We start from the raw sequence: 22,148 nt of genomic DNA, 5'->3' as shown, positions 1-22,148 counted from the left end.
GGAGGAATTTTTATGGAATTTAGAAAACAAGTTTTAGATTTATTAGAAGAAGTAGCTGAAAATAGTATCGTTAAAGAAAATCCAGATGTTGAATTATTTGAAGAAGGTATAATAGACTCTTTTCAAACAGTGGGACTTTTACTAGAAATACAAAACAAATTAGATATAGAGGTTTCAATCATGGATTTTGATAGAGACGAATGGGAAACACCAAATAAAATAGTAGCGGTTTTAGAAGAATTAAGATGAAACTAAAACCATTTATACGAATCATCGCAAGTCTTATATTGTTTGGAATTTTCTTAGCTATACCAGTAAGTTGGTTTACAGGTTTAATTAATTCAAAAACTTTAGAAACACAACGTATATCGTTATCAGATCAAGTGTTAAAAGGAACATTAATTCAAGATAAGATGTATGAATCTGATGCATATTATCCAATTTATGGTTCGAGTGAACTTGAAAAAGATGATCCTTTTAACCCAGCTTTATTAATAAACAATGATAAAAATATTCCTGAGAAACCATTTTTAATTGGAACAGGTGGTTCAACAGATTTAGTCAATGCAGTAGAAATTGGTTCGCAATATGATAATCTTAAAGGTAAAAAAATAGCGTTTATTGTATCACCGCAATGGTTTACTAATAATGGTTTAACATCTGAAAATTTTAAAGCACGTATTGCTAAAGGACAGTTAAACCAACTGTTTAAACAAAATAAGTTAAGCCCTGAACTTAAACAACGTTTTGCTAAAAGACTATTACAGTTTAAAGATGCTGAAAATAAGGCGTATTTGAAAAAAGTAGCGCAACAACCTCAAAATGTTAAGAACACTTATATTTCATCTTTCACAGATAATCAATTGAAAAAAATTGAATTAATAAAAGCGATGTTTCCGTTAACTACTTCTCCATTATCGCAAGTTAAACCTGTAACTCAAGAAGGTCAGTCATGGGAGGATATTCAAAAGCAAGCAGAAAAATATGGTGAAGCACGAACGAAATCAAATGAGTTTGGTATTAGAGATGAATATTGGGATTTAATAAAAAGTCATAAACGTAAAATAAATAGAGATTATGAGTTTAATATTAACTCTCCAGAGTTTAATGATTTAGCATTGTTAGTAAACACACTAAACGAAGCTGGGGCTGATGTTGAATATATAATCTTACCATCTAATGGTAAGTGGTATGATTATATTGGTATTGATAAACAGAGAAGACAAGGTATCTATAAAAAAATTAATCAAACAATTGTAGAGCATGGTGGGGACGTTTATGATATGTCAGATAAAGATTATGAACCATACGTTGTAAGTGATGCAGTACATATTGGCTGGAAAGGCTGGGTGTATATAAGCGAAAGAATTAATCAACACTTACAAGAATAATTTAGCATTTTACTAACAAGTTTCAGAGTCTATTGTTAAATCAATCAAGTTGTTGTCTGAATTGAAAATGTGAAAGTTTCAACGCTTCTATTCTTTTTTATAGTTAAAATTATGGATTAAATCTGGAACATAAGCTTCTTAGATAACTGAAAAATGATGGTTTCTATGTGAAATAAAATAGAAGCCATCATTTTTATGTTTTATATATTTGAGTAGCTCGATGATCAACAATTTTCTTTATGCTTATTGCCATTAAGATAACTCCACTTCTTGTTTAACTTTAAACAATCCAAAAAGTGGCATTCACTAGAAATATACGATGGAAAAGTACGGAATATTGTATAATTAGTCGGAAAATTGATATTATGACGGAGAATACATTTCTAGTAAAGCACTTGTAATTTTTGCAAAATAAAAAGCTAAACGATGTTATTCGTTTAGCTTGACTATGCTTTGAAACTATTCGCATTACAAAAATGAAATAGTTAATTAAAGTGCTCGAAAGAAACTTAATCTTGAGATGTTATCTATATATGAATATATCAATTAGAATACTTGTTCTACTTCGATTACTCCTGGTACTTCTTCATGCAAAGCACGTTCAATACCTGCTTTTAAAGTGATTGTTGAACTAGGGCATGTACCACATGCACCATGTAGTTGTAGTTTAACAATACCATCTTCTACATCAACGAGTGAACAGTCACCGCCATCACGTAGTAAGAAGGGACGAAGTTTTTCAATTACTTCTGCTACTTGATCAAACATTGTTACGTTTTCAGTTGGCATGGAAATGCCTCCTTTCAAGTGAGTTATTTCATATTCTACTTATCTTTTTATTATAATAGAAATGTAAGGAAAAATCTATCAATCAATACAAAAGGGGAATGTTAAAATGAATAAAGCTAGTGTCATCGTTTATGGTGCAGATATTGTTTGTGCAAGTTGCGTTAATGCGCCAACAGCACGCAATACTTACGATTGGTTACAACCATTGTTAAAAAGGAAATATCCAGATGTTCAGTTTGAATTCACATATATTGATATTGAAAAAGATACTGAGAACTTAACAGATCATGACCAACAGTACATTGAACGCATTCAAGAAGATGAATTATTCTATCCATTAGTTACTATAAATGAAGAATATGTATCAGATGGTTATGTACAATTAAAAGATATAACGAAATTTATGGATGCGCATTAATCACATCCTATTTAGTCTTTCAATTAAATATTACGTTTTAAAAAGATAAAGCGCTTGAGACATCTTATTATAATGTCTTAAGCGCTTTATTGTCCAAATTTGTTTTTCGTATTACTAATTTTGAGGAGAGAGTACTTTTTAACCGTTATGGTATTTATATAACCATAGCACGCCTGATTTTAAAATAGAAGCTAAGCGGCCGGTAACAGTTCGGTCCATTATATAAGCAAATCCTTTTTTATCCCCAAGTGAGCCGAGGAAACCTTGAACTTTAATTTCAGGCATTTTTTCTGGAAGTGCTTTACCTTGCCATTGCAATTTCATAACATCTGCAATTTGATCACCTTGTGCTTCAGCGAGCTGTGCACTTGGTGCGTGCGGTAATTCTGCACAGTCACCTACCACATAGACGTTTTTGTAGGTAGGCACTTGGTGATATTGATTTAAAATAACACGGCCACCTTTACTAATGTCTATTGGAAGGTTTCTAACTACCTCAACAGGTTGAATACCTGCAGTCCATACGACTAAATCTAATTCTTCAGGTACATCATTATTATAGATACAGCCTGGTTCTACGCGATTAATATCAGAGTTTGGTACTACAGTTACATCATTTTTCTTAAACCAATTTTCAATATATTGACTTAACTTTTCAGGAAAACGACGTAGAATACGTTCGCCTCTGTCATAGAGGTAGATTTTTAAATCTTCTCGACTTTCACGTAGTTCACTTGCTAATTCGATACCACTTAACCCAGCACCAACGATACCTACTTTGGCGCCATTTGGTAATTCGCTTAAATGGTGGAATGTCTCACGAGATTTAGATAATGTTTGAATACTATGTGTGTATTCTTCAGCACCTGGCACACTGTGATACTTATCTTCACAGCCTAAACCAATCACTAATTCATCATAATCTACTTTCGTATTGCCAACGGAAATAATTTGATCTTCTAAATCGATATCATTAATTTCTCCAAAAACATTGTTGATGCGATCAGAATCAGGAAAATTCATACGAACATCCTTATCAGATTTAGTACCAGCAGCCAACTCATAAAACTCTGGCTTTAAACAGTGGTAAGGCATACGATCAATTAATGTGACCGTATAATTTTCAGGAAGTGCAGATGGTAAAATATGTGACATGATGCGCATATTTCCATAGCCGCCACCTAATAAGACTAAGTTTTTCATTTGTGATACCCCTCTAGTAAAAATTGTATTGAGCATTAAGATAAAATGAGATGTATTTTATCTTCAACTCGTCAATGTAAGTTATTAAATATAATGTGGTTAAATCATATTTCGTCTTTCATCGATATACCAATTTTCTATAATCAGCTTACTTAGATATATTATAAGCCTTTTTGAATACTTCTACAAATAAAGTAGATACTTTATTATTTGTAATTACATTTAATTTGTAACAGAATTTATTATTTCATCTACTTAAGTAATAACGGCTTGTTTTGACGCAATCTATTTGATAAATAAATGTGGCTAATTGATTAATTATATATCTATAATCAATTGTTTATTCTGGTTGATAAGACAGTATAAAAGTGTGGATTTTATAAGCTAGTATGTAGTCAACTATGTGCAGTGTTTGTTATAATTGTATAACTGATAATTTATGAGAGGGTGTATTATGAATCCAATAATTGAGTTCTGCATTTCGAATTTAGCGAAAGGCGGGGACTACGTATATAATCAACTTGAAAATGACCCAGAAGTAGACGTATTAGAATATGGTTGCTTACAAAATTGTGGACTATGTTCAAGTGGGTTGTACGCACTAGTGAATGGTGATATCGTTGAAGGTGAATCGCCAGATGACTTATTACAAAAAATTTACGCACATATAGAAGAAACATGGATTTTTTAGGGGGTAATTATAATGGCAGTAGTTGAAATAACTGAAGCAGCAGCATATGAAGTAAAAGACATGTTACAGCAAAATGATATGGCAGATGGTTATTTAAAAATTAAAATAAATGGTGGAGGTTGTACAGGCCTTACTTATGGTATGTCAGCTGAAGCAGAGCCAGGTGAAAATGATGAAGTCTTGGAAGTCCACGGTTTGAAGATACTTGTAGAAAAATATGACAAACCTGTATTAGATGGTACTAGAATTGATTTCAAACAGTCACTCATGGGCGGCGGTTTCCAAATTGATAATCCAAACGCAATTGCATCTTGCGGTTGCGGTAGTTCATTTAGAACAGCCAAAGTTGCTGGTTCTCCAGAAGATTGTTAATTTAATTTTTAAAATTTAAAGGCTATAGTTCGCATAATATCCAAGGTGAGCTATAGCCTTTTATAAGTTTATGTGAAATAATAAACAATATGGGCATTAGCGCTTGAAAATAAGCTATAAAAACTATAAAATTAGTATTGGATAAAAAATGTCTTTTTTGTGAATTACTAATTAAAATATAGGGTATAGCAAAAGACTAAGGCAACAAAAAAATTATGAAAGTTTAGGTGAATGAAATGGCTCAAGATCGTAAAAAAGTATTAGTTTTAGGCGCGGGTTATGCAGGTTTACAAACTATTACAAAATTACAAAAGCAAATTTCAGCAGATGAAGCTGAAGTTACATTAATTAATAAAAATGATTACCATTATGAAGCTACTTGGTTACATGAAGCTTCAGCAGGTACGATTAGCTATGAAGATTTACTATATCCAGTTGAAAGTGTAGTAAACAAAGACAAAGTTAACTTTGTTAAAGCAGAAGTTACAAAAATCGACCGCAATGCTAAAAAAGTAGAAACTGACGCTGGTATTTTTGATTACGATATCTTAGTTGTATCATTAGGTTTCGAAACTGAAACATTTGGTATCAAAGGCATGAAAGACCATGCTTTCCAAATCGAAAACGTTTTAACTGCTCGTAAATTATCTCGTCATATCGAAGATAAATTTGCTAACTATGCATCTTCTAAACAAAAAGATGACAAAGATTTAGCTATTATTGTTGGTGGCGCAGGATTTACTGGTGTGGAATTCTTAGGTGAATTAACTGACCGCATCCCTGAATTATGTAATAAATATGGTGTAGAACAAGGCAAAGTTAAAATTACTTGTGTCGAAGCTGCTCCAAAAATGTTACCAATGTTCTCTGATGAATTAGTTAACCACGCTGTAAGTTACTTAGAAGATAGAGGCGTAGAATTCAAAATTGGTACTCCAATCGTTGCAGCTAACGAAAAAGGTTTCGTAGTAAAAGTTAACGATGAAGAGCAACAACTAGAAGCTAATACAGTTGTATGGGCTGCTGGTGTTCGTGGTAGCAATTTAATGGAAGAATCATTTGAAGGTGTTAAACGTGGACGCATCGTTACTAAACAAGATTTAACTATAGAAGGTTATGACGATGTCTTTGCAATTGGTGATGTTTCTGCATTTATTCCAGCTGGTGAAGAACGTCCATTACCAACAACTGCGCAAATTGCTATGCAACAAGGTGAACAAACTGCTAAAAATATTATAAATATTTTAGAAGGTCAACCAACTCAAGAATTTGAATATGTTGATCGTGGTACTGTATGTTCATTAGGTTCTAATGATGGTGTAGGCGTTGTTTACGGTAAAGATATTCAAGGTAAAAAAGCTGCTTTCATGAAAAAAGTTATCGATACACGTGCAGTTTACAAACTTGGCGGTGTCGGCTTAGCATTTAAAAAAGGTAAATTTTAATATAGCAATTAAATAATACAGGCGCATGCACTATGTGATTCTGTACTTAAAAAGACCTGTCTAGTAAATAGATAGGTCTTTTTATTAAATAAAAAAGCACTAAGCCATATAAACTGTAGTATTATTTTTAATAAAATAATGGATAGATAATGACACATTAAAAATATAATTGAAAAAGAGGGATGCGCAATGCAAGTAACAATGCAAAGCAATACTAATATTAACAATAAAACTTTAGTAGTTGGTGTGCCAGAACACTTGAATCAAATTAGTGAGTTAACTATAGAAGATGAAAATATAATTGAAAAATTAGAAGAACTAAAACGCAATCAAATTATTAATACAAATGTTGGGACAATTTCTAGTACACTGTTTTCATTAAATGGTAAAAAATTAAAACTCATCACAGTTGGTTTAGGCAATTTAAAAACAACAAACTATAGTGATTTTTTAAAAGTATTTGGCAACTTATTTCAATATTTAAAAAAAGATAGAATTACTCAGGCTTCACTCTTATTTGATACGTTTGGCTCTCAAGTAATTACGATAGATACGGTTGCAGAAATTTTAGGGCAACAAAGTGAACAAGCAACGTATCAATTTGATGGCTATAAAACGAATAAAATGCCGCCTTATCAACTTGATTTAGATATACATACAGAAAGTTCAGCAGTGCACACATTTGTTAAGCAAGGATTAATTATTGGTTCATCGATTAATTTAGCGCGCGATTATAGTAATATACCGCCTAATATATTAACACCAGGTTATTATGCTGAATGCATTCAAAATCACTTTAAAGATACAGACGTTGCTGTCGATATTAAAGATAGCGATACCGTACAACGTGAAGGCTTTGGATTAATACATGCAGTTGGTAAAGGTTCAAAGCATGGTCCTAGAGTTATTACACTTACATATAATGGAGGCAATGCGGATGCTGAGCCTATAGCACTTGTAGGTAAAGGTATCACTTACGATTCGGGTGGCTATTCTATTAAGCCGAAAATAGGCATGCAAACGATGAAGTATGATATGTGTGGTTCTGCGAATGTGATCGCAATGATTGAAGCAGCACGCCAATTAAAACTAAAAGTAAATATTGTAGGGGTTATTGCAGCTGCTGAAAATATGGTGAATGAAATAGCTATGAAACCTGACGATGTTTATACAGCGTTAAACGGTGAATCTGTTGAAGTATTGAATACGGATGCTGAAGGACGCTTAGCATTAGGTGATGCAGTATTTTATGCAAACCAATTTCAGCCACAAGTAATTCTTGATTTTGCAACTTTAACCGGCGCAGCTGTAGCCGCACTTGGTGAAGATAAAGCTGCAGTGTTTAAACATAACGCAGAACACCAGCTTGAGGCTATAATTGCTAAAGCACAATTAGTAGACGAATATGTTTTTGAATTACCAATGACCTCTACAGAACAAAGTTTAATCCGTAAAAGTGAAGTCGCTGATTTAGTGAATCATACGAATGGTCATGGAAAAGCTTTGTTTGCTGCTACATTTATTAATCATTTTGCAGGTGAGACACCTCATTTACATTTTGACATTGCAGGGCCTGCAACAACTGAAAGCAACACATATAAAGGACAAAAAGGACCGACAGGCTATTTAATTCCAACTATTGTTCAATGGTTGCGCACATTAAAGTAAATGTTAAAGTAATTTAAATCATTTTGTTATTATTTTAATGGAAAACTCATAAATTATTTTATAGGGTTTTCCATTTTTCTATTTATAATATGAAAAACATGTAATAATCATTTGACAGTAGGTTATGAATTACCAATGAGCTAAAAATATGGAAACACATTGGATAAATGCCATTGACAATTGAAGTGGATATTGATATTATAAATTTCGTAACGCTTTAGTTCGATAACGTGGTAAAGGAGTCATGCTTTGTGATAAATGCAGTAGTTATAGCAGTCGTACTGATGATTGTCTTATGTTTATGTAGATTAAATGTAGTGATAAGTTTATTTATTGGTGCGCTCGTAGGTGGCTTAATTTCAGGAATGAATATCACTGAAATTGTGTCCGTATTTGGTAAAAATATAGTAGATGGTGCTGAAGTAGCACTTAGTTATGCCTTGTTAGGTGGTTTTGCAGCACTTATTTCTTATAGTGGCATTACCGATTATTTAGTGAATAAAATTATAGATGCTATTCATGCTGAAAATAGTAAAATGTCACGAGTAAAAGTGAAAATTATTATTATTGTTGCATTATTAGCGATAAGTATAATGAGTCAGAACTTAATTCCTGTACATATTGCATTTATCCCAATCGTTATTCCACCATTAATCAGTTTATTTAATGAACTTAATATCGATAGAAGACAAATAGCAATCATCATTGGCTTTGGTTTATGTTTTCCTTATGTTCTTATGCCTTTTGGTTTTGGACAGATTTACCACCAAATTATTCAAAGTGGTTTTTCAAAAGCAGATCATCCAATTGAAATGGGTATGATTTGGAAATCGATGCTTATACCATCGATAGGGTATATTGTCGGCTTGATTGCAGGTATATACTATTATAGAAAGCCAAGAAAATATATACAACGTGATGAAGTAAAAGATACAACTCACACTGAAATTAAACCTTATATACTTATAGTTACAGTAGTTTCCATTATCGCAACATTCCTTGTACAATTACTTACTGATTCAATGATATTTGGTGCATTAGCAGGTGTCCTAGTATTCTTTATTTCTAGAGCATATAAATGGACTGAATTAGATAAGAAATTTGTTGAGGGTATACAAATTATGTCCTTTATCGGTGTCGTTATTTTATCTGCAAATGGTTTTGCGGGTGTGATGAATGAAACAGGTGACATTTCTAAGTTAGTGAATGGCATAAGTGGTGTCATAGGAGATAATAAACTTATAAGTATTATTGTAATGTATTTGATTGGATTAGTTGTCACGTTAGGTATTGGCTCATCATTTGCTACGATACCTATTATAGCTACATTATTTGTTCCGTTAGGCGAATCTTTAGGATTAAGCACAATGGGGCTTATAGCTTTAATTGGTACAGCGAGTGCGTTAGGTGATTCTGGTTCGCCCGCAAGTGATTCAACACTTGGCCCAACTGCTGGATTAGACGTTGATGGTCAGCATGATCACATTAGAGATACGTGTATACCTAACTTTGTGTTTTACAATATACCGTTAATTATTTTCGGTACAATTGCTGCTATGGTACTATAAAGCTATTAAGTGGAAAACGGAGTGACAGCAATGACCAATATGTTAGAAGCGTTAAATATGAAAATAGAAAAAGAAGCACAGGGTTTGTTAATTATGTCTATGCCAGTAACGGATCAAGTTAAACAACCATTTGGCTATTTACATGGTGGTGCGAGTTTAGCATTAGGAGAGACAGCTTGTTCTATGGGTGCGGCATATTTAATCGATACGGCTCAATATGTACCATTAGGATTAGAAATGAATGCAAATCATATTGGATCTACTACAGAGGGTACAATTTACGCAACAGCATCTATCATACATGAGGGTAAGACAACACAGGTCTGGAATATAGATATTAAAGATGATACAGATAGATTAATTTGTGTCATGCGCGGAACAATTGCTATAAAGCCTCTGAAACGTTAATAATCAAAAAGCGCTATAAAGTTAATTATTTAACTTTATAGCGCTTTTTGATTTGCTTTTATTTTCAATTTCATCATAAGCTTCTGCAATACGAAGTGCTGCTTCACGTCCGCCCATAATATTGCGTGCAAATGGTCCAAGCACTAAATCAGCTAAACCACCTGTGACAAAGAGGTTAGGTAACCATTCTAAGGTTGGAGAAATATATGGCAAGCCGCAGGATGCTATAGGAGCTTGGAAGTGATTCGTAAGGTGCTTAATAATGGACTGCTGCATGATTGATTCTTTAAACCCTGTAGCTAATAAAATATGATCATAGCGCAAGCAATAATTTTCAGTGCAAATATGATGTTGTTGAATATCTGTAAGTTCATTGATATGCATATTCAATCTGTTTTGTTTGATGTACTTTTTAAGCCTTAATTCTAGTTCTTTAGGCATAGATCCTCTATGTCGCTCGCGTTTAATAATATCAAATCTTTGTTCAGAAGATTCAATGGCATTAAAAGAAGTCATATTTTTAGGACCGAGCCATCCTGGGTCTGCATCAAAATCATGTACATCTATGTGTTTATTCGTCCACAAGTGAATTTTATTGTTATTTTCTTTTAATAGTCTTAAGCATAAATGTGCAGCTGATATACCACTACCAACGACATGTGAAGTTTCCTGATAATAGGATTCATCGTTATCGAACACATGTGATATATCGGGTTGTTGTACAAACAGTTTAGGCGTGTATGGTTCATGATTACAGCCAAAAGCAATGATTAAATTATCTGTATGTACCCATTCATTATTGCTTAATTGTATTAACCATTGCTTGTCGTCTTTTTCTATTTTATTGACATAACTTTGTATATGACTTTGGTTTAATTCAAAGTGATGAATAAGCTCATGCGTATGATCCATAAACATATCACGGTTTGGTCGTTTGTAGGGACCATAAGCTGGATGTGTGTAGTGCATTTTCTTAGCATATTGTTTCAAATGAAATGGGTTAGGATGAACATGATGTACACATGGGGAACGTAAATAGGGCATGTCTATACGTTTAGTATAATTATTGAATTGTTCGCAGAGATTATGATGTGGGTCTATAATTTTTAAACGGTCACTTTTTAACCCCTTCGATCTTAGTTTGATAGCTATTGTAGCAGCATGCAAACCACCACCGATAATTGTCCAAGTTGTCATAAGTATTAAATCTCCTTTAAAACGAAATGATTACGATTTAATATATCATTAATTTTTATCTATGACAAATAGAAATGAACATACTGGTTAAAATTATCTTAATCTGTGTCTATAAATTATAAAAAAACACTCAGCTATTTAATGATAGCTGAGTGTTTCATAATATAGGGAAAAGCAATTTATATTAGATTTTTGTATCTTTTAACTCATCTTTTAAATCGTTACGTTTTGTTCGTTTTGAAGCGGGTGTATCTAAATTATATGCAGCTTTAACAATGAGGTGGCTTGATAATGGACCGGTAATTAAGATAAATAATATACCAATAAGTAACTGCATACTTGCGTAGCCTTCACGTCCAATAAAGAACAAGAATACACCACTAATTAATAACATAGCTCCTAATGTAGCTGCCTTACCAGCAGCATGTGCCCTTGAATAGACATCATCTAAACGTAAGAGTCCAATCGCTGCAAGTGCACTGATGAGTGAACCAAGGATAACTAAAATAAGTGCGATACTAATGACGATCGTCGTTATCATATTCAATCACCTTACCTTTATCCATATATTTCGCAAATACTGCTGTACCTAAGAATGCTAAAATGCCGATTAATAGGATGACGACCATTAAATATTTAGTGCCTAAGAACACACTGAATAATGCGACGATGGCCATAAGTTGAATACCTATTGCATCAAGTGCAACAACGCGGTCAGCTAGAGAAGGACCTAAGATTACACGCACAAGCATACCTAACATAGACAACGCTACGATGACTAATGCGATAATTAAGATTATATTGTAGTTCATCATTTTTCGCCTACCTCTCTAACGACTTTTTCAAGGGAGGATTTAATACCGTCCACTTCCTCCTCTTTTGTACTAAAATCAATACAATGTATATAAATTTCAGTACGATCATCACTTATACCCAACACTACTGTACCAGGTGTTAAAGTTATTAAATTAGATAATAACGCAATTTCCCAGTCTGTTTTCAAGTCAGTATTATAAGTGAAAAATGCTGGTTCATTGTCCATCTTAGGTTTAATAATAATACGTATCACATCTATATTTGCTTTTATTAATTCTATAATGAAAACAAAACAAAGTTTAATTATTTTATAAACTGTAATAATATAAAACCTTCCAGGTAAAATACCACGCATTAGGTATACTAATAATAGGGCAAATAAGTAGCCTAGTATAAAGTTATTAAAAGTATAACTCCCTGTTACAAACAACCAAAAAACGGATAAAAGTAAATTTACTAATATTTGGACTGCCATATTATTTTCCCCCCAATACGCCATCGATATAAACACTTGGATCATAGAACGCCTCTGCAGCATCTTTTATAATTGGATGTAGAAAGTCTGCAGATAATCCGAAAAGTACTGAAATTACAACTGATACAATAGCAATCGCAAGTATACCTTTATATTGTAATTTAGGATTGATTTTATATCCCTTTGATTCGCCAAAGAATCCTTGTAAGAATATACGAATAACGGAATAAAGTACAACAAGACTTGAAAGCAGTATGACAATACCACTTAAATAGAAACCTTTTTCGAAGGTAGCCTGAACAATATAAAATTTACCATAAAAACCACTTAGTGGTGGTATGCCTGCTAAGCTAAGCGCTGCAATAAAGAATGTCCAACCTAAAACTGGATAGTCTTTAATGAGACCACTGTACTTACGTAAGTCATGCGTTTTAGTAATTTTGTACATAACACCAATTAAGAAAAACAGTGCTGCTTTAATTAACATATCATGTAACGTGTAATAAATAGCACCCATCATACCAGTTTGGGTCATCATAGCTACACCGACTAAAATAACGCCGACAGCAATCATAATATTGTAGATAATAATTTTCTTAGTATCAAAATAACTCACTGCACCTACACAACCAAAAATAATGGTTAATAATGCTAAGAAAAGAATAATGTAGAACGGAAAGCTTGATGTATCATGAATGAATAGACTTGATGTTCTGGCAATTGCATAGACACCAACTTTTGTTAATAATGCACCGAAAAAGGCAATGATTGCAATTGGTGGGGCGTAATAAGCACCTGGTAGCCAAATGTACATTGGAAAAACGCCGGCTTTTGTTGCAAATACAAAGATAAACATGATGAATATGATATTTACAATCCCAGTATCAGCAGCAGGTAGTTGTCCTAATTTTTCACCAATATCGGCTAAATTTAACGTACCAACTACCGAGTAGAGCATTGCTACCGCAATAACAAAGAAAGCGGATGATGTAACATTTATAAGTACATATTTTATTGTTTCACTTAATTGTACTTTCGTACCACCGATAACTAATAGAATATAAGATGCCAGTAAGAATACTTCGAAGAATACGAATAAGTTAAAAATATCACCTGTGATAAATGAACCTATGACACCTGTTAGCATGAACATTACTGCGAAGTAGTAGTAATACGTTTCACGTTCTATGCCCACTGATTGATAAGAATATAAAATAATCAGCATTGTTACGATTAAACTTGAAATCACGAGAAGGATACTAAATATATCGAGTACTAATACAATACTATATGGAGCTTCCCATGAACCAAGTTCTAAAGTTATAATCCCATTCTTTAATACGTTGTTTAAGTTAATAAATGCAAAAATTAATGTGACAGCTGTCCCGCTTAGTGCAACGTATCGTTTAATAATAGGGCGCTTACCAATGAACACAAGTGCAATAATAGTTAACATTGGTATGACGAGTAGTGAAATAATGAGATTACTCTCGATCATCATCTAGCACTCCTTTCATACTTTCTACGTTGTCAGTTCCTAACTCTTTATAACTTCTAAAGGCAAGTACTAAGAAGAACGCTGTTACAGAAAATGAAATTACAATAGCTGTTAAAATTAACGCTTGTGGTAGCGGATCTACATATGAAGTAATATCTTTTTCAAATATCGGTACTTCACCTTTTTTCAACCCACCCATTGTAATTAAAAATAAGTTGGCAGAGTGTGTTAAAAGGGTACTCCCAATAATGATACGTATCAAACTCTTAGAAAGAATGAGGTAGACGCTCATTGCTGTGAGGATACCACAAACAAATATCATTACTATTTCCATTACTCATCCTCTCCAATCGATAAGATTATAGTCATTATGGTACCGACAACCGCAAACAGTACGCCTAAGTCAAAGAATGTTGCTGTGTGCATTTCTATCGGTTGTAATATTCCTAAAGGTATTTCAAACGGTGTGTGCGTGAAGAAGTTTTTACTATAAAACCAACTCGCCATAGGTGTTGCTATACAAAATAGCAAACCAATGCCTATTAATATTTTGAAATCCCAAGGAAAGATTTTTTTCATAGTTTTAATATCAAAAGCCACAGTGATGATGACAAGCGCACTGGCTAATAACAGTCCACCTACGAAGCCACCACCTGGTGTGTAATGTCCTGCCAAAAATAAAGATAAACCAAACATTACGATGAGGAAGAAGATAACAACAGCTGAATATTGAAAGATTATATTATTCTTCTGTCTTTTCAATGTTTTTACCTCCTTCGTCATTTGTTTTATTACTTGTACGAAGTTTGATCATTGTATATACACCTAAACCAGCGATTCCAAGCACCGCAGATTCGAATAAAGTATCGGTACCACGGAAATCGACAAGTATAACGTTAACCATATTTGTACCGTGTGCTAAGTCATATACATGCTCTTTGTAGAATTCAGAAATAGAGCTAAAATGTCGGTTACCATAAGCGATTAAGCCAAGTACAGTTACGACTGCACCCACACCAATAGAAATTAAAACATTTACAAGTTTGAATGAACGCGTCTCTTTATGTCTGTTTAAGTTTGGTAAGTGATAGAAACACAATAAGAATAACGCTGTAGAAATTGATTCAACTATAAACTGTGTTAAGGCTAAGTCTGGTGCGCCAAAGAATATAAAGAATATAGCGACAGAATAACCTACAGCACTTGCCATAATGATGCTGAACAGTCGTGAACGTGCAAATATAATCATAGAAGATGATGTAATTATAAGTACCACTATGATTAATTCAAATGGACGTACTTCACTCACGTCTTTAAAGTTAATCCCAAATGGTGTGACTAATAATGTAGCTAAAGTAATTAAAATTAAAGAAATAAATATAATTACTAAGTTGTTACGCGTAAAACCAGTCACATAAGCATTTGTGAACTTACTTGAGTAACCTGGCGAATCATTACCGAACTTATCATACCAGTAATTGATTGTAAGTTTTGTAGGATGTGCGCGTAATAAGCGCACCCAATAGCCAAACGATAAAATTAGCAATATACCAACAATATATATACCAATGGTAGAGAAAAATGCTGGTGTAAAACCATGGAACATATGGAATTCTGCATGCGTTCCAGTACTTTGACTGATTGAATTAACAGCAGGTTCAATAATTGATCCCGTTAATATAGAAGGGAAGAACCCAAATACTATAACTAATATTGCTAAAATAGCTGGTGAAAACAACATTAGTATAGAAGCTTCATGTGCTTTTTTCGGTAATGCATCTGATTTATGGCTACCTAAGAAGATTTGGCCAATAAATCTTATAGAATATACAAATGTAAATATACTACCGATAATTGCTACGATTGGAATTAATAAGCCAAGCGTATTTAAACTAAATAAGTTAACGTTTGTGACCTCAATCATACTTTCCAAGAACTTCTCTTTAGAAAGGAAACCGTTAAACGGTGGCACCCCTGCCATACTGAGTGAGGTGATTATGGTAATTGTAAAAGAAATAGGCATTACTGTTAGCAATCCACCTAATTTTTTTACATCACGAGTACCTGTACTATGGTCAATGGCACCAGCAATCATAAATAACGCACCTTTAAATGTAGCGTGATTTATAAGATGGAACATAGCAGCGGTGAACGCAGCAACATAAAGTTGACTTTCAGCACCTTCAAAATGATAACTTACTGCACCTATACCTAACATAGACATAATCATACCAAGTTGTGAAACGGTAGAAAATGCTAAGATACCTTTTAAATCTTGTTGTTTTGTAGCGTTTAATGACGCCCAAAATAGAGTAATTAAACCGACAGCAGTTACTGTCCAAATCCAACCTTGCGAAAGTGCAAAGATGGGTGTCATACGTGCTACTAAGTAAAGACCCGCTTTAACCATTGTAGCTGAGTGTAAGTAGGCACTGACCGGTGTTGGCGCTTCCATTGCATCCGGTAACCAAACGTAAAATGGAACTTGAGCAGATTTTGTCATGGCACCAATTAATACGAATATCATTGATAAAATGAAATACGGACTTGTTTGGATTTCAGATGCATTTCCAATAAGTTCTTGAATGCTTGTAGAGCCACCTGCGAGTGATAATAAAATAAGACCACCCAGTAGTGACAAGCCACCAAAGACAGTGACAAGCATTGATTTTTGAGCACCGTAAATAGATGCTTGTTTGTCACGCCAAAATGATATGAGTAGAAAACTAGAAAATGAAGTTAACTCCCAAAATAGATATAACATAATAATATTATCAGATAAAACAACACCTAACATTGCACCCATAAAGAGCAAGAGATAACAATAAAAATTCCCTAATTGCTCTTGTCGACTTAAATAACTTATAGAATATAGTACGATTAAACTACCAATGCCAGTTATTAACAAACTGAATAGTAATCCCAGACCATCAACATATAAATCGAAATTCATACCAAAATGAGGCATCCAGTTTGCTTTCTGCATTACGGTATTCCCTGACATGGTTGTAGAAATATATGAGAGGAAATATATAAATAAGACGACGGGGATAGGTAACACAAACCATCCTAAATGTATTCGTTTATGAAACCGATATACAAATGGAATAATGAGTGCAAATATTAACGGTAGAAGAACCGCTATATGTAACAAACTCATTATTTTATCCTCCTTTAAAAATAGTATAAGGTTATTATACATGAATTAGACTATTCTGAAAAACATGGCTAACCCATGAAGCACATGAATTTAATGTTTATTTAAATAAGAAGAAACGCAGTATTTTTATTCAAAATTTTGTTTATATTGAATTGCGTAATCTTTCTTAAGTTGCTGTAAATTCTCGAGTGATTTCTTTGCATGTAACGTATCCTGATCTTTTAATTTAAGTTCCAGTTTAGTGATTGCTTGTTGTAGTGATTGTTCATAAGGTAATTCGTCTTCTGTGAATGATTTAAGATGCGATTTAGTTGTATAGCGCTTTTCAAAATGACTTAACGCTTTACGCTCATGAAAAAATACATTTTCAGTTTCAGTTGGGCTATGTAAATCACCTTGTTTTGGGTGTTTGATAACTTGTTCCACTTGTACTAAGACTTGATTTTCATCTTCTTCCTTTATTATGACACCGTAACTTCCAGTTTTATGTGCAAAACGATATAACATAATTCAATACATCCCTTCATTTGTGTTAGAATACATATATCATCTTAACATGAAATGGAGAATAAAAATGACGAACTATCCTCAGTTAAATTCAGAAATAAACGGTAACGAAATTAAAATGGTATTACACACAAATAAAGGAGATATGACATTTAAATTATTACCTGACGTGGCACCAAAAACAGTGAAAAACTTTGTAACACATGCTAAAAATGGTTATTACAATGGTGTGACTTTCCACCGTGTAATTAATGACTTTATGGTACAAGGCGGAGACCCAACAGCAAGTGGCATGGGTGGCGAAAGTATTTATGGTGGCGCATTCGAAGATGAGTTCTCACTTGAAGCATTTAATTTATATGGTGCTTTATCGATGGCAAACTCTGGTCCAAATACAAATGGATCTCAATTCTTCATTGTCCAAATGACAGAAGTACCTGAATCAATGCTAAGTCAATTAGCAGATGGTGGTTGGCCAGAACCGATTGTTAAAGCATACGGTGAAAATGGTGGTACACCTTGGTTAGATCAAAAACATACAGTTTTTGGTCAATTAATAGATGGGAAAGCAACATTAGAAGACATTGCAAATACAAAAGTAGGCCCTCAAGATAAACCAGTACATGATATTACAATTGATTCAATTGATATCGAAGAAAACCAAAAGTAAGCGAGTAAGAAATGATAGTTTTGCAATTATAAGCAGAATATAAAATATAATATATAAAACAGGTTCAATCGAACACCCAATTTAGTAATTTTATGTTGAGTGTGAAGTTGAGCCTGTTTTTTTATTGAAAGTACTTTACAAGTTAACAATGTAATTAAACGTATTGAAAATAGGTAGACACATTTTTATGTATGCATTTTTTATAGTCTAGCAATTTTAAGTGTTAAATGAGAGTAGATACTTGCTATACATAGAAGGTTCAGGTTTTTATTTTGTTGAATTATTGTATGGAATATATAAAATGTGAAATTTTTCTATTAAATGTTAGTACCAAGTTATAATTTATGCTATTATAATAGTGTTAAGTAAAACGAAATAAGGGGTTATCACGTTGAATAATCACTATACAGTAGGTCAACATATCAAAGTTCGTGTGACTGGTATTCAACCGTATGGCGCTTTTGTAGAAACCCCGGACAATGCTGAAGGATTAATCCACATATCCGAAATTATGGATGATTACGTCCATAATTTGAAAAAGTTTTTATCAGAAGGACAAATTGTAAGAGCGAAAGTGATTTCAATTGATGATGAAGGTAAACTGAATCTTTCTTTAAAAGATAATGACTATTTTAAAAATTATGAACGTAAGAAGGAAAAGCAATCAGTATTAGATGAAATTAAAGAAACCGAAAAATATGGGTTTCAAACAATTAAAGAACGCTTGCCGGTTTGGATTAAACAGTCCAAAAACTCTATTAAAGATGAAAAAACATCTTTAACAAGATACTGACATTTCGATAAGAAATGTCAGTATTTTTTTATTGTGAAGAAGATATAATCAAAAATTACATGCGTGAGCATATTTATTTATCTTTATAGTTTAGGTAGTTAGAATTAACTAGCACTCAAATAGTGTGGAAAAAAGCGATATGGTATTTTACTTAGGAGGAATAATTGTAATGGATAAAAAATTTCAACCATTATTTGAAAAGCTCACATTACCTAATAAAGTTGTATTAGAAAATAGATTTGTCTTAGCTCCGCTAACACACGTATCTTCTAATGATGATGGGTCGATTTCAAATGAAGTAGTAGTATATATGGAACAACGTTCAAAAGATGTGGGATTAGCTATTTCTGCTGCTAGTAATGTAACAGATTTAGGTAAAGCATTTCCTGGACAACCTTCTGTAGCACATGATTCAAATTTAGAAGGGTTGAAACGATTAGCTGAGGCAATGAAGAAAAATGGATCTAAAGCTGTCGTTCAAATCCATCATGGTGGTGCCCAGGCATTACCTAATTTAACTCCTAATGGAGATGTAGCTGCACCGAGTCCAATTTCATTAAAAAGTTTTGGAGAACAAGAAGAACATCATGCACGTGAAATCACTGTTGAAGAAATAGAACAAACAATTAAAGCGTTTGGTGAAGCGACACGAAGAGTGATTGAAGCTGGTTTTGATGGCGTAGAAATTCATGGTGCTAACCACTACTTAATCCATCAATTTGTCTCACCTTATTACAACCGTCGTAATGATGAATGGGGCGAAGATCCTTATAAATTCGCAAATGCAGTTGTTGATGAAGTGACAGAAACAGTTAAACGTCACGGGAATAAAGATTTTATCGTTGGATATAGATTTTCACCTGAAGAAGCAGAAACACCGGGTATAAGCATGGAAATTACAGAAACGTTAGTAAAACATTTAATTGAAAAACCATTAGACTATTTACACGTTTCATTGATGGATATACATTCAAAAACGCGTGAAGGACAATATAAAGGTCAAGAACGTATTAAATTGTTATTACAATGGATTAATGGTCGTATGCCACTTGTTGGTATTGGTTCAATATTTACTGCGGAACAAGCAATTGAAGCGATTGAATCAACAAATGTAGAACTTGTAGCTTTAGGTAGAGAAATCTTATTAGATCACAATTTTGTTAGTAAAATTAAAAACGGTGAAGAAGATCAAATTATTTCTCATTTTGATCCAAATAGAAAAGACAAGCATCATTTACCACCAAAATTATGGGAACAGTTTAATAAAGGTTTCTACCCACTTCCAAGAACAGATAATAAATAGTATATAGAACATCAAGTAGTGTATTATCACAATTTTCCAAAGATATTGTGATTGATATGCTACTTTTTTAATTATAAATAAAAGTAAAATATTAGCAGCTTATAGATAAAATAAAACGAAAAATTCGGAAAAATAATTTAAAAATAACAATTATTATTATGGCTTCATCAAACTAATAGATATTGGGCAAGGTATTATTCATTAGTAATTATATATAATTACGAGTAAATAACAGTGTATATTTATTAATTTATCAACTGTTATAATGCATGAAGCTATGATTGAATATACAATTTTATGTAAAAATAATAAACGATATTTTATTTTTTAAATCAGACAAAATTATCTTGTGTAAACATAGGTAATTATGTCATTATATATGTAAGGGCTTACATATAAATCGAGTAGTTTAAAGATATGTTTAAAGCTTGATTTTTGTTGATGTATCAGCTTATAAGTCGCATGAAATGAGTAGTTTTAGAAAATGGTTTCAGTTGAACTCTAAATACGTTATGCTATGAACAAGTATCGTTTTAGAGTTTAAAAAGACTCTTAAATATTTTCAAAGGGGAGATATCATGTCAAGATCAAAAGAAATCATAGAAGTAACAAATCATTATGGAGCACAAAACTATGTGCCACTTCCAATCGTTATATCGGAAGCAGAAGGTGTTTGGGTTAAAGATCCCGAAGGTAACAAATATATGGATATGCTATCTGCGTATTCAGCTGTAAACCAAGGTCACAGACATCCAAAGATTATTCAAGCATTGAAAGACCAGGCAGATAAAGTTACTTTAGTGTCTCGTGCATTCCATAGTGATAATCTAGGCGAATGGTATGAAAAAATTTGTAAACTTTCAGGTAAAGAAAAAGCATTGCCAATGAACACAGGCGCTGAAGCGGTTGAAACTGCGTTGAAAGCTGCACGTCGTTGGGCTTACGATGTTAAAAATATAGAACCAGATAAAGCAGAAGTAATTGCATTCAATGGTAACTTCCATGGTCGTACTATGGCGCCAGTATCGTTATCATCAGAACCTGAATATCAACGTGGATATGGTCCATTATTAGAAGGATTTAATAAAGTTGATTTTGGAGATATTGAAGCTGTTAAAGGCGCAATCAACGAAAATACTGCTGCAATTTTAATTGAACCAATCCAAGGGGAAGCTGGAATCAATGTTCCACCAGAAGGTTACTTAAAAGCAATTAGAGAATTATGTGATGAACATAATGTCTTATTTATTGCCGATGAAATCCAAGCTGGTTTAGGTCGTTCAGGTAAATTGTTTGCTACAGACTGGGATGACGTTAAACCAGACGTATACATTTTAGGTAAAGCATTAGGCGGCGGCGTATTACCAATTTCAGTCGTATTAGCAGACGAAGAAGTATTAGGTGTGTTTTCACCTGGGTCTCACGGTTCTACATTTGGTGGTAATCCATTAGCTTGTGCAGTTTCAAATGCTGCATTAGATGTTATTATCGACGAAGATTTACCAGGACGTTCATTAGAATTAGGAAATTATTTCAAATCTGAACTAGAAAAAATAGATCACCCTGCAATTAAAGAAGTTCGTGGTCGCGGTTTATTTATCGGAATTGAATTAAATGAAGATGCGAGACCTTATTGTGAAGCATTAAAAGAAAAAGGGTTATTATGCAAAGAAACTCATGACACTGTGATCCGTTTTGCTCCACCACTTATTATTTCAAAAGAAGAATTAGACTTTGCATTAGACAAAGTAAGAAGCGTTTTCGAGTAAATTTATA

General features: G+C 33.1%; 24 protein-coding genes. 13 read left to right on the top strand and 11 right to left on the bottom strand.

Going from position 1 to position 22,148, the window contains the following annotated elements:
• Positions 1–12 precede the first annotated feature (12 nt).
• Positions 13–249, top strand: a complete 237-nt coding sequence (dltC, locus tag NSR03_RS08125; RefSeq protein ID WP_002508158.1) for a D-alanine--poly(phosphoribitol) ligase subunit 2 — start codon at positions 13–15, stop codon at positions 247–249.
• Positions 246–1,391: a D-alanyl-lipoteichoic acid biosynthesis protein DltD gene (dltD, locus tag NSR03_RS08120; protein WP_069821000.1), complete on the top strand. Its 1,146-nt coding sequence runs from the start codon at positions 246–248 to the stop codon at positions 1,389–1,391. Before dltC ends, dltD begins: the two co-directional genes overlap by 4 nt.
• A 546-nt stretch (positions 1,392–1,937) precedes the next feature.
• Here dltD and NSR03_RS08115 read toward each other — a convergent pair.
• A complete protein-coding gene (locus NSR03_RS08115) occupies positions 1,938–2,180 on the bottom strand; it encodes a NifU family protein (RefSeq protein WP_002483816.1) in 243 nt (80 codons plus the stop codon).
• A 106-nt stretch (positions 2,181–2,286) separates the two neighbouring features.
• Between NSR03_RS08115 and NSR03_RS08110 the strand changes: the two genes are divergently transcribed.
• Positions 2,287–2,598 carry a YuzD family protein gene (locus NSR03_RS08110; RefSeq protein WP_002508155.1) on the top strand — a complete coding sequence of 104 codons (312 nt, stop codon included), beginning with the start codon at positions 2,287–2,289 and terminating at the stop codon, positions 2,596–2,598.
• A gap of 138 nt (positions 2,599–2,736) precedes the next feature.
• Here NSR03_RS08110 and NSR03_RS08105 read toward each other — a convergent pair whose 3' ends face one another.
• On the bottom strand, positions 2,737–3,801 hold the full coding sequence (locus NSR03_RS08105; RefSeq protein ID WP_002508154.1) for an NAD(P)/FAD-dependent oxidoreductase: 1,065 nt from the start codon (positions 3,799–3,801) through the stop codon (positions 2,737–2,739).
• A gap of 454 nt (positions 3,802–4,255) precedes the next feature.
• Here NSR03_RS08105 and NSR03_RS08100 point away from each other — a divergent pair, with 454 nt between their 5' ends.
• The 6 genes from NSR03_RS08100 to NSR03_RS08075 all read left to right on the top strand — a co-directional run bounded on the left by NSR03_RS08100 (position 4,256) and on the right by NSR03_RS08075 (position 9,953).
• Complete coding sequence (locus tag NSR03_RS08100; protein WP_002512218.1) at positions 4,256–4,492, top strand: YuzB family protein; 237 nt, start codon at positions 4,256–4,258, stop codon at positions 4,490–4,492.
• Positions 4,493–4,504: 12 nt separating this feature from the next.
• A complete protein-coding gene (locus NSR03_RS08095) occupies positions 4,505–4,864 on the top strand; it encodes a HesB/IscA family protein (protein WP_002512219.1) in 360 nt (119 codons plus the stop codon).
• 236 nt (positions 4,865–5,100) lie between these two features.
• Complete coding sequence (locus NSR03_RS08090) at positions 5,101–6,309, top strand: NAD(P)/FAD-dependent oxidoreductase (protein WP_021339837.1); 1,209 nt, start codon at positions 5,101–5,103, stop codon at positions 6,307–6,309.
• Positions 6,310–6,498: 189 nt separating this feature from the next.
• Positions 6,499–7,977: a M17 family metallopeptidase gene (locus NSR03_RS08085; RefSeq protein ID WP_069821001.1), complete on the top strand. Its 1,479-nt coding sequence runs from the start codon at positions 6,499–6,501 to the stop codon at positions 7,975–7,977.
• Positions 7,978–8,228: 251 nt separating this feature from the next.
• On the top strand, positions 8,229–9,545 hold the full coding sequence (locus NSR03_RS08080) for a Na+/H+ antiporter family protein (RefSeq protein WP_021339835.1): 1,317 nt from the start codon (positions 8,229–8,231) through the stop codon (positions 9,543–9,545).
• A gap of 30 nt (positions 9,546–9,575) precedes the next feature.
• A complete protein-coding gene (locus NSR03_RS08075) occupies positions 9,576–9,953 on the top strand; it encodes a hotdog fold thioesterase (protein ID WP_021339834.1) in 378 nt (125 codons plus the stop codon).
• Between the two features lie 21 nt (positions 9,954–9,974).
• Here NSR03_RS08075 and NSR03_RS08070 read toward each other — a convergent pair whose 3' ends face one another.
• From NSR03_RS08070 to kapB, 9 genes are all read right to left on the bottom strand, one after another.
• Positions 9,975–11,150: an NAD(P)-binding domain-containing protein gene (locus NSR03_RS08070; protein ID WP_021339462.1), complete on the bottom strand. Its 1,176-nt coding sequence runs from the start codon at positions 11,148–11,150 to the stop codon at positions 9,975–9,977.
• Positions 11,151–11,334: 184 nt separating this feature from the next.
• Complete coding sequence (locus tag NSR03_RS08065) at positions 11,335–11,691, bottom strand: Na+/H+ antiporter subunit G1 (protein WP_002508146.1); 357 nt, start codon at positions 11,689–11,691, stop codon at positions 11,335–11,337.
• The gene (locus NSR03_RS08060; protein ID WP_031266039.1) at positions 11,669–11,962 is read right to left on the bottom strand and encodes a Na(+)/H(+) antiporter subunit F1; all 294 of its coding nucleotides are present in this window, start codon (positions 11,960–11,962) and stop codon (positions 11,669–11,671) included. The genes NSR03_RS08065 and NSR03_RS08060 overlap by 23 nt, the downstream gene beginning before the upstream one ends.
• Positions 11,962–12,441, bottom strand: coding sequence for a Na+/H+ antiporter subunit E (locus tag NSR03_RS08055; protein ID WP_021339463.1), 480 nt, complete (start codon positions 12,439–12,441; stop codon positions 11,962–11,964). Before NSR03_RS08055 ends, NSR03_RS08060 begins: the two co-directional genes overlap by 1 nt.
• 1 nt (position 12,442) lies before the next feature.
• Positions 12,443–13,939 carry a Na+/H+ antiporter subunit D gene (locus tag NSR03_RS08050; protein WP_002508143.1) on the bottom strand — a complete coding sequence of 499 codons (1,497 nt, stop codon included), beginning with the start codon at positions 13,937–13,939 and terminating at the stop codon, positions 12,443–12,445.
• Entirely contained in the window at positions 13,926–14,273 is a 348-nt protein-coding gene (mnhC1, locus tag NSR03_RS08045; RefSeq protein WP_002508142.1) for a Na+/H+ antiporter Mnh1 subunit C, read from the bottom strand. Before mnhC1 ends, NSR03_RS08050 begins: the two co-directional genes overlap by 14 nt.
• Positions 14,273–14,701 carry a Na(+)/H(+) antiporter subunit B gene (locus NSR03_RS08040; RefSeq protein WP_002512223.1) on the bottom strand — a complete coding sequence of 143 codons (429 nt, stop codon included), beginning with the start codon at positions 14,699–14,701 and terminating at the stop codon, positions 14,273–14,275. Before NSR03_RS08040 ends, mnhC1 begins: the two co-directional genes overlap by 1 nt.
• On the bottom strand, positions 14,682–17,099 hold the full coding sequence (locus tag NSR03_RS08035) for a Na+/H+ antiporter subunit A (RefSeq protein WP_069821003.1): 2,418 nt from the start codon (positions 17,097–17,099) through the stop codon (positions 14,682–14,684). The genes NSR03_RS08040 and NSR03_RS08035 overlap by 20 nt, the downstream gene beginning before the upstream one ends.
• Positions 17,100–17,225: 126 nt before the next feature.
• On the bottom strand, positions 17,226–17,606 hold the full coding sequence (gene kapB, locus NSR03_RS08030) for a sporulation phosphorelay system protein KapB (protein ID WP_002508139.1): 381 nt from the start codon (positions 17,604–17,606) through the stop codon (positions 17,226–17,228).
• Between the two features lie 67 nt (positions 17,607–17,673).
• On the opposite strand from kapB, the gene NSR03_RS08025 reads away from it, so the two are divergent.
• The 4 genes from NSR03_RS08025 to NSR03_RS08010 all read left to right on the top strand — a co-directional run bounded on the left by NSR03_RS08025 (position 17,674) and on the right by NSR03_RS08010 (position 22,141).
• On the top strand, positions 17,674–18,276 hold the full coding sequence (locus tag NSR03_RS08025) for a peptidylprolyl isomerase (protein ID WP_069802022.1): 603 nt from the start codon (positions 17,674–17,676) through the stop codon (positions 18,274–18,276).
• 391 nt (positions 18,277–18,667) lie between these two features.
• The gene (gene ygs, locus NSR03_RS08020) at positions 18,668–19,069 is read left to right on the top strand and encodes a S1 domain-containing post-transcriptional regulator Ygs (RefSeq protein ID WP_069821004.1); all 402 of its coding nucleotides are present in this window, start codon (positions 18,668–18,670) and stop codon (positions 19,067–19,069) included.
• A gap of 169 nt (positions 19,070–19,238) precedes the next feature.
• Positions 19,239–20,372 (top strand): NADH-dependent flavin oxidoreductase, encoded by a 1,134-nt coding sequence (locus NSR03_RS08015; RefSeq protein ID WP_069802024.1) that lies wholly within the window; start codon positions 19,239–19,241, stop codon positions 20,370–20,372.
• Between the two features lie 578 nt (positions 20,373–20,950).
• Positions 20,951–22,141: an ornithine--oxo-acid transaminase gene (locus tag NSR03_RS08010; protein ID WP_002508135.1), complete on the top strand. Its 1,191-nt coding sequence runs from the start codon at positions 20,951–20,953 to the stop codon at positions 22,139–22,141.
• Positions 22,142–22,148 lie beyond the last annotated feature (7 nt).

The organism is Staphylococcus sp. FSL W8-1207, assembly GCF_038003745.1.
Taxonomy (GTDB): Bacteria; Bacillota; Bacilli; order Staphylococcales; family Staphylococcaceae; genus Staphylococcus; species Staphylococcus equorum.
This window is presented reverse-complemented; position numbering and strand designations above follow the sequence as displayed.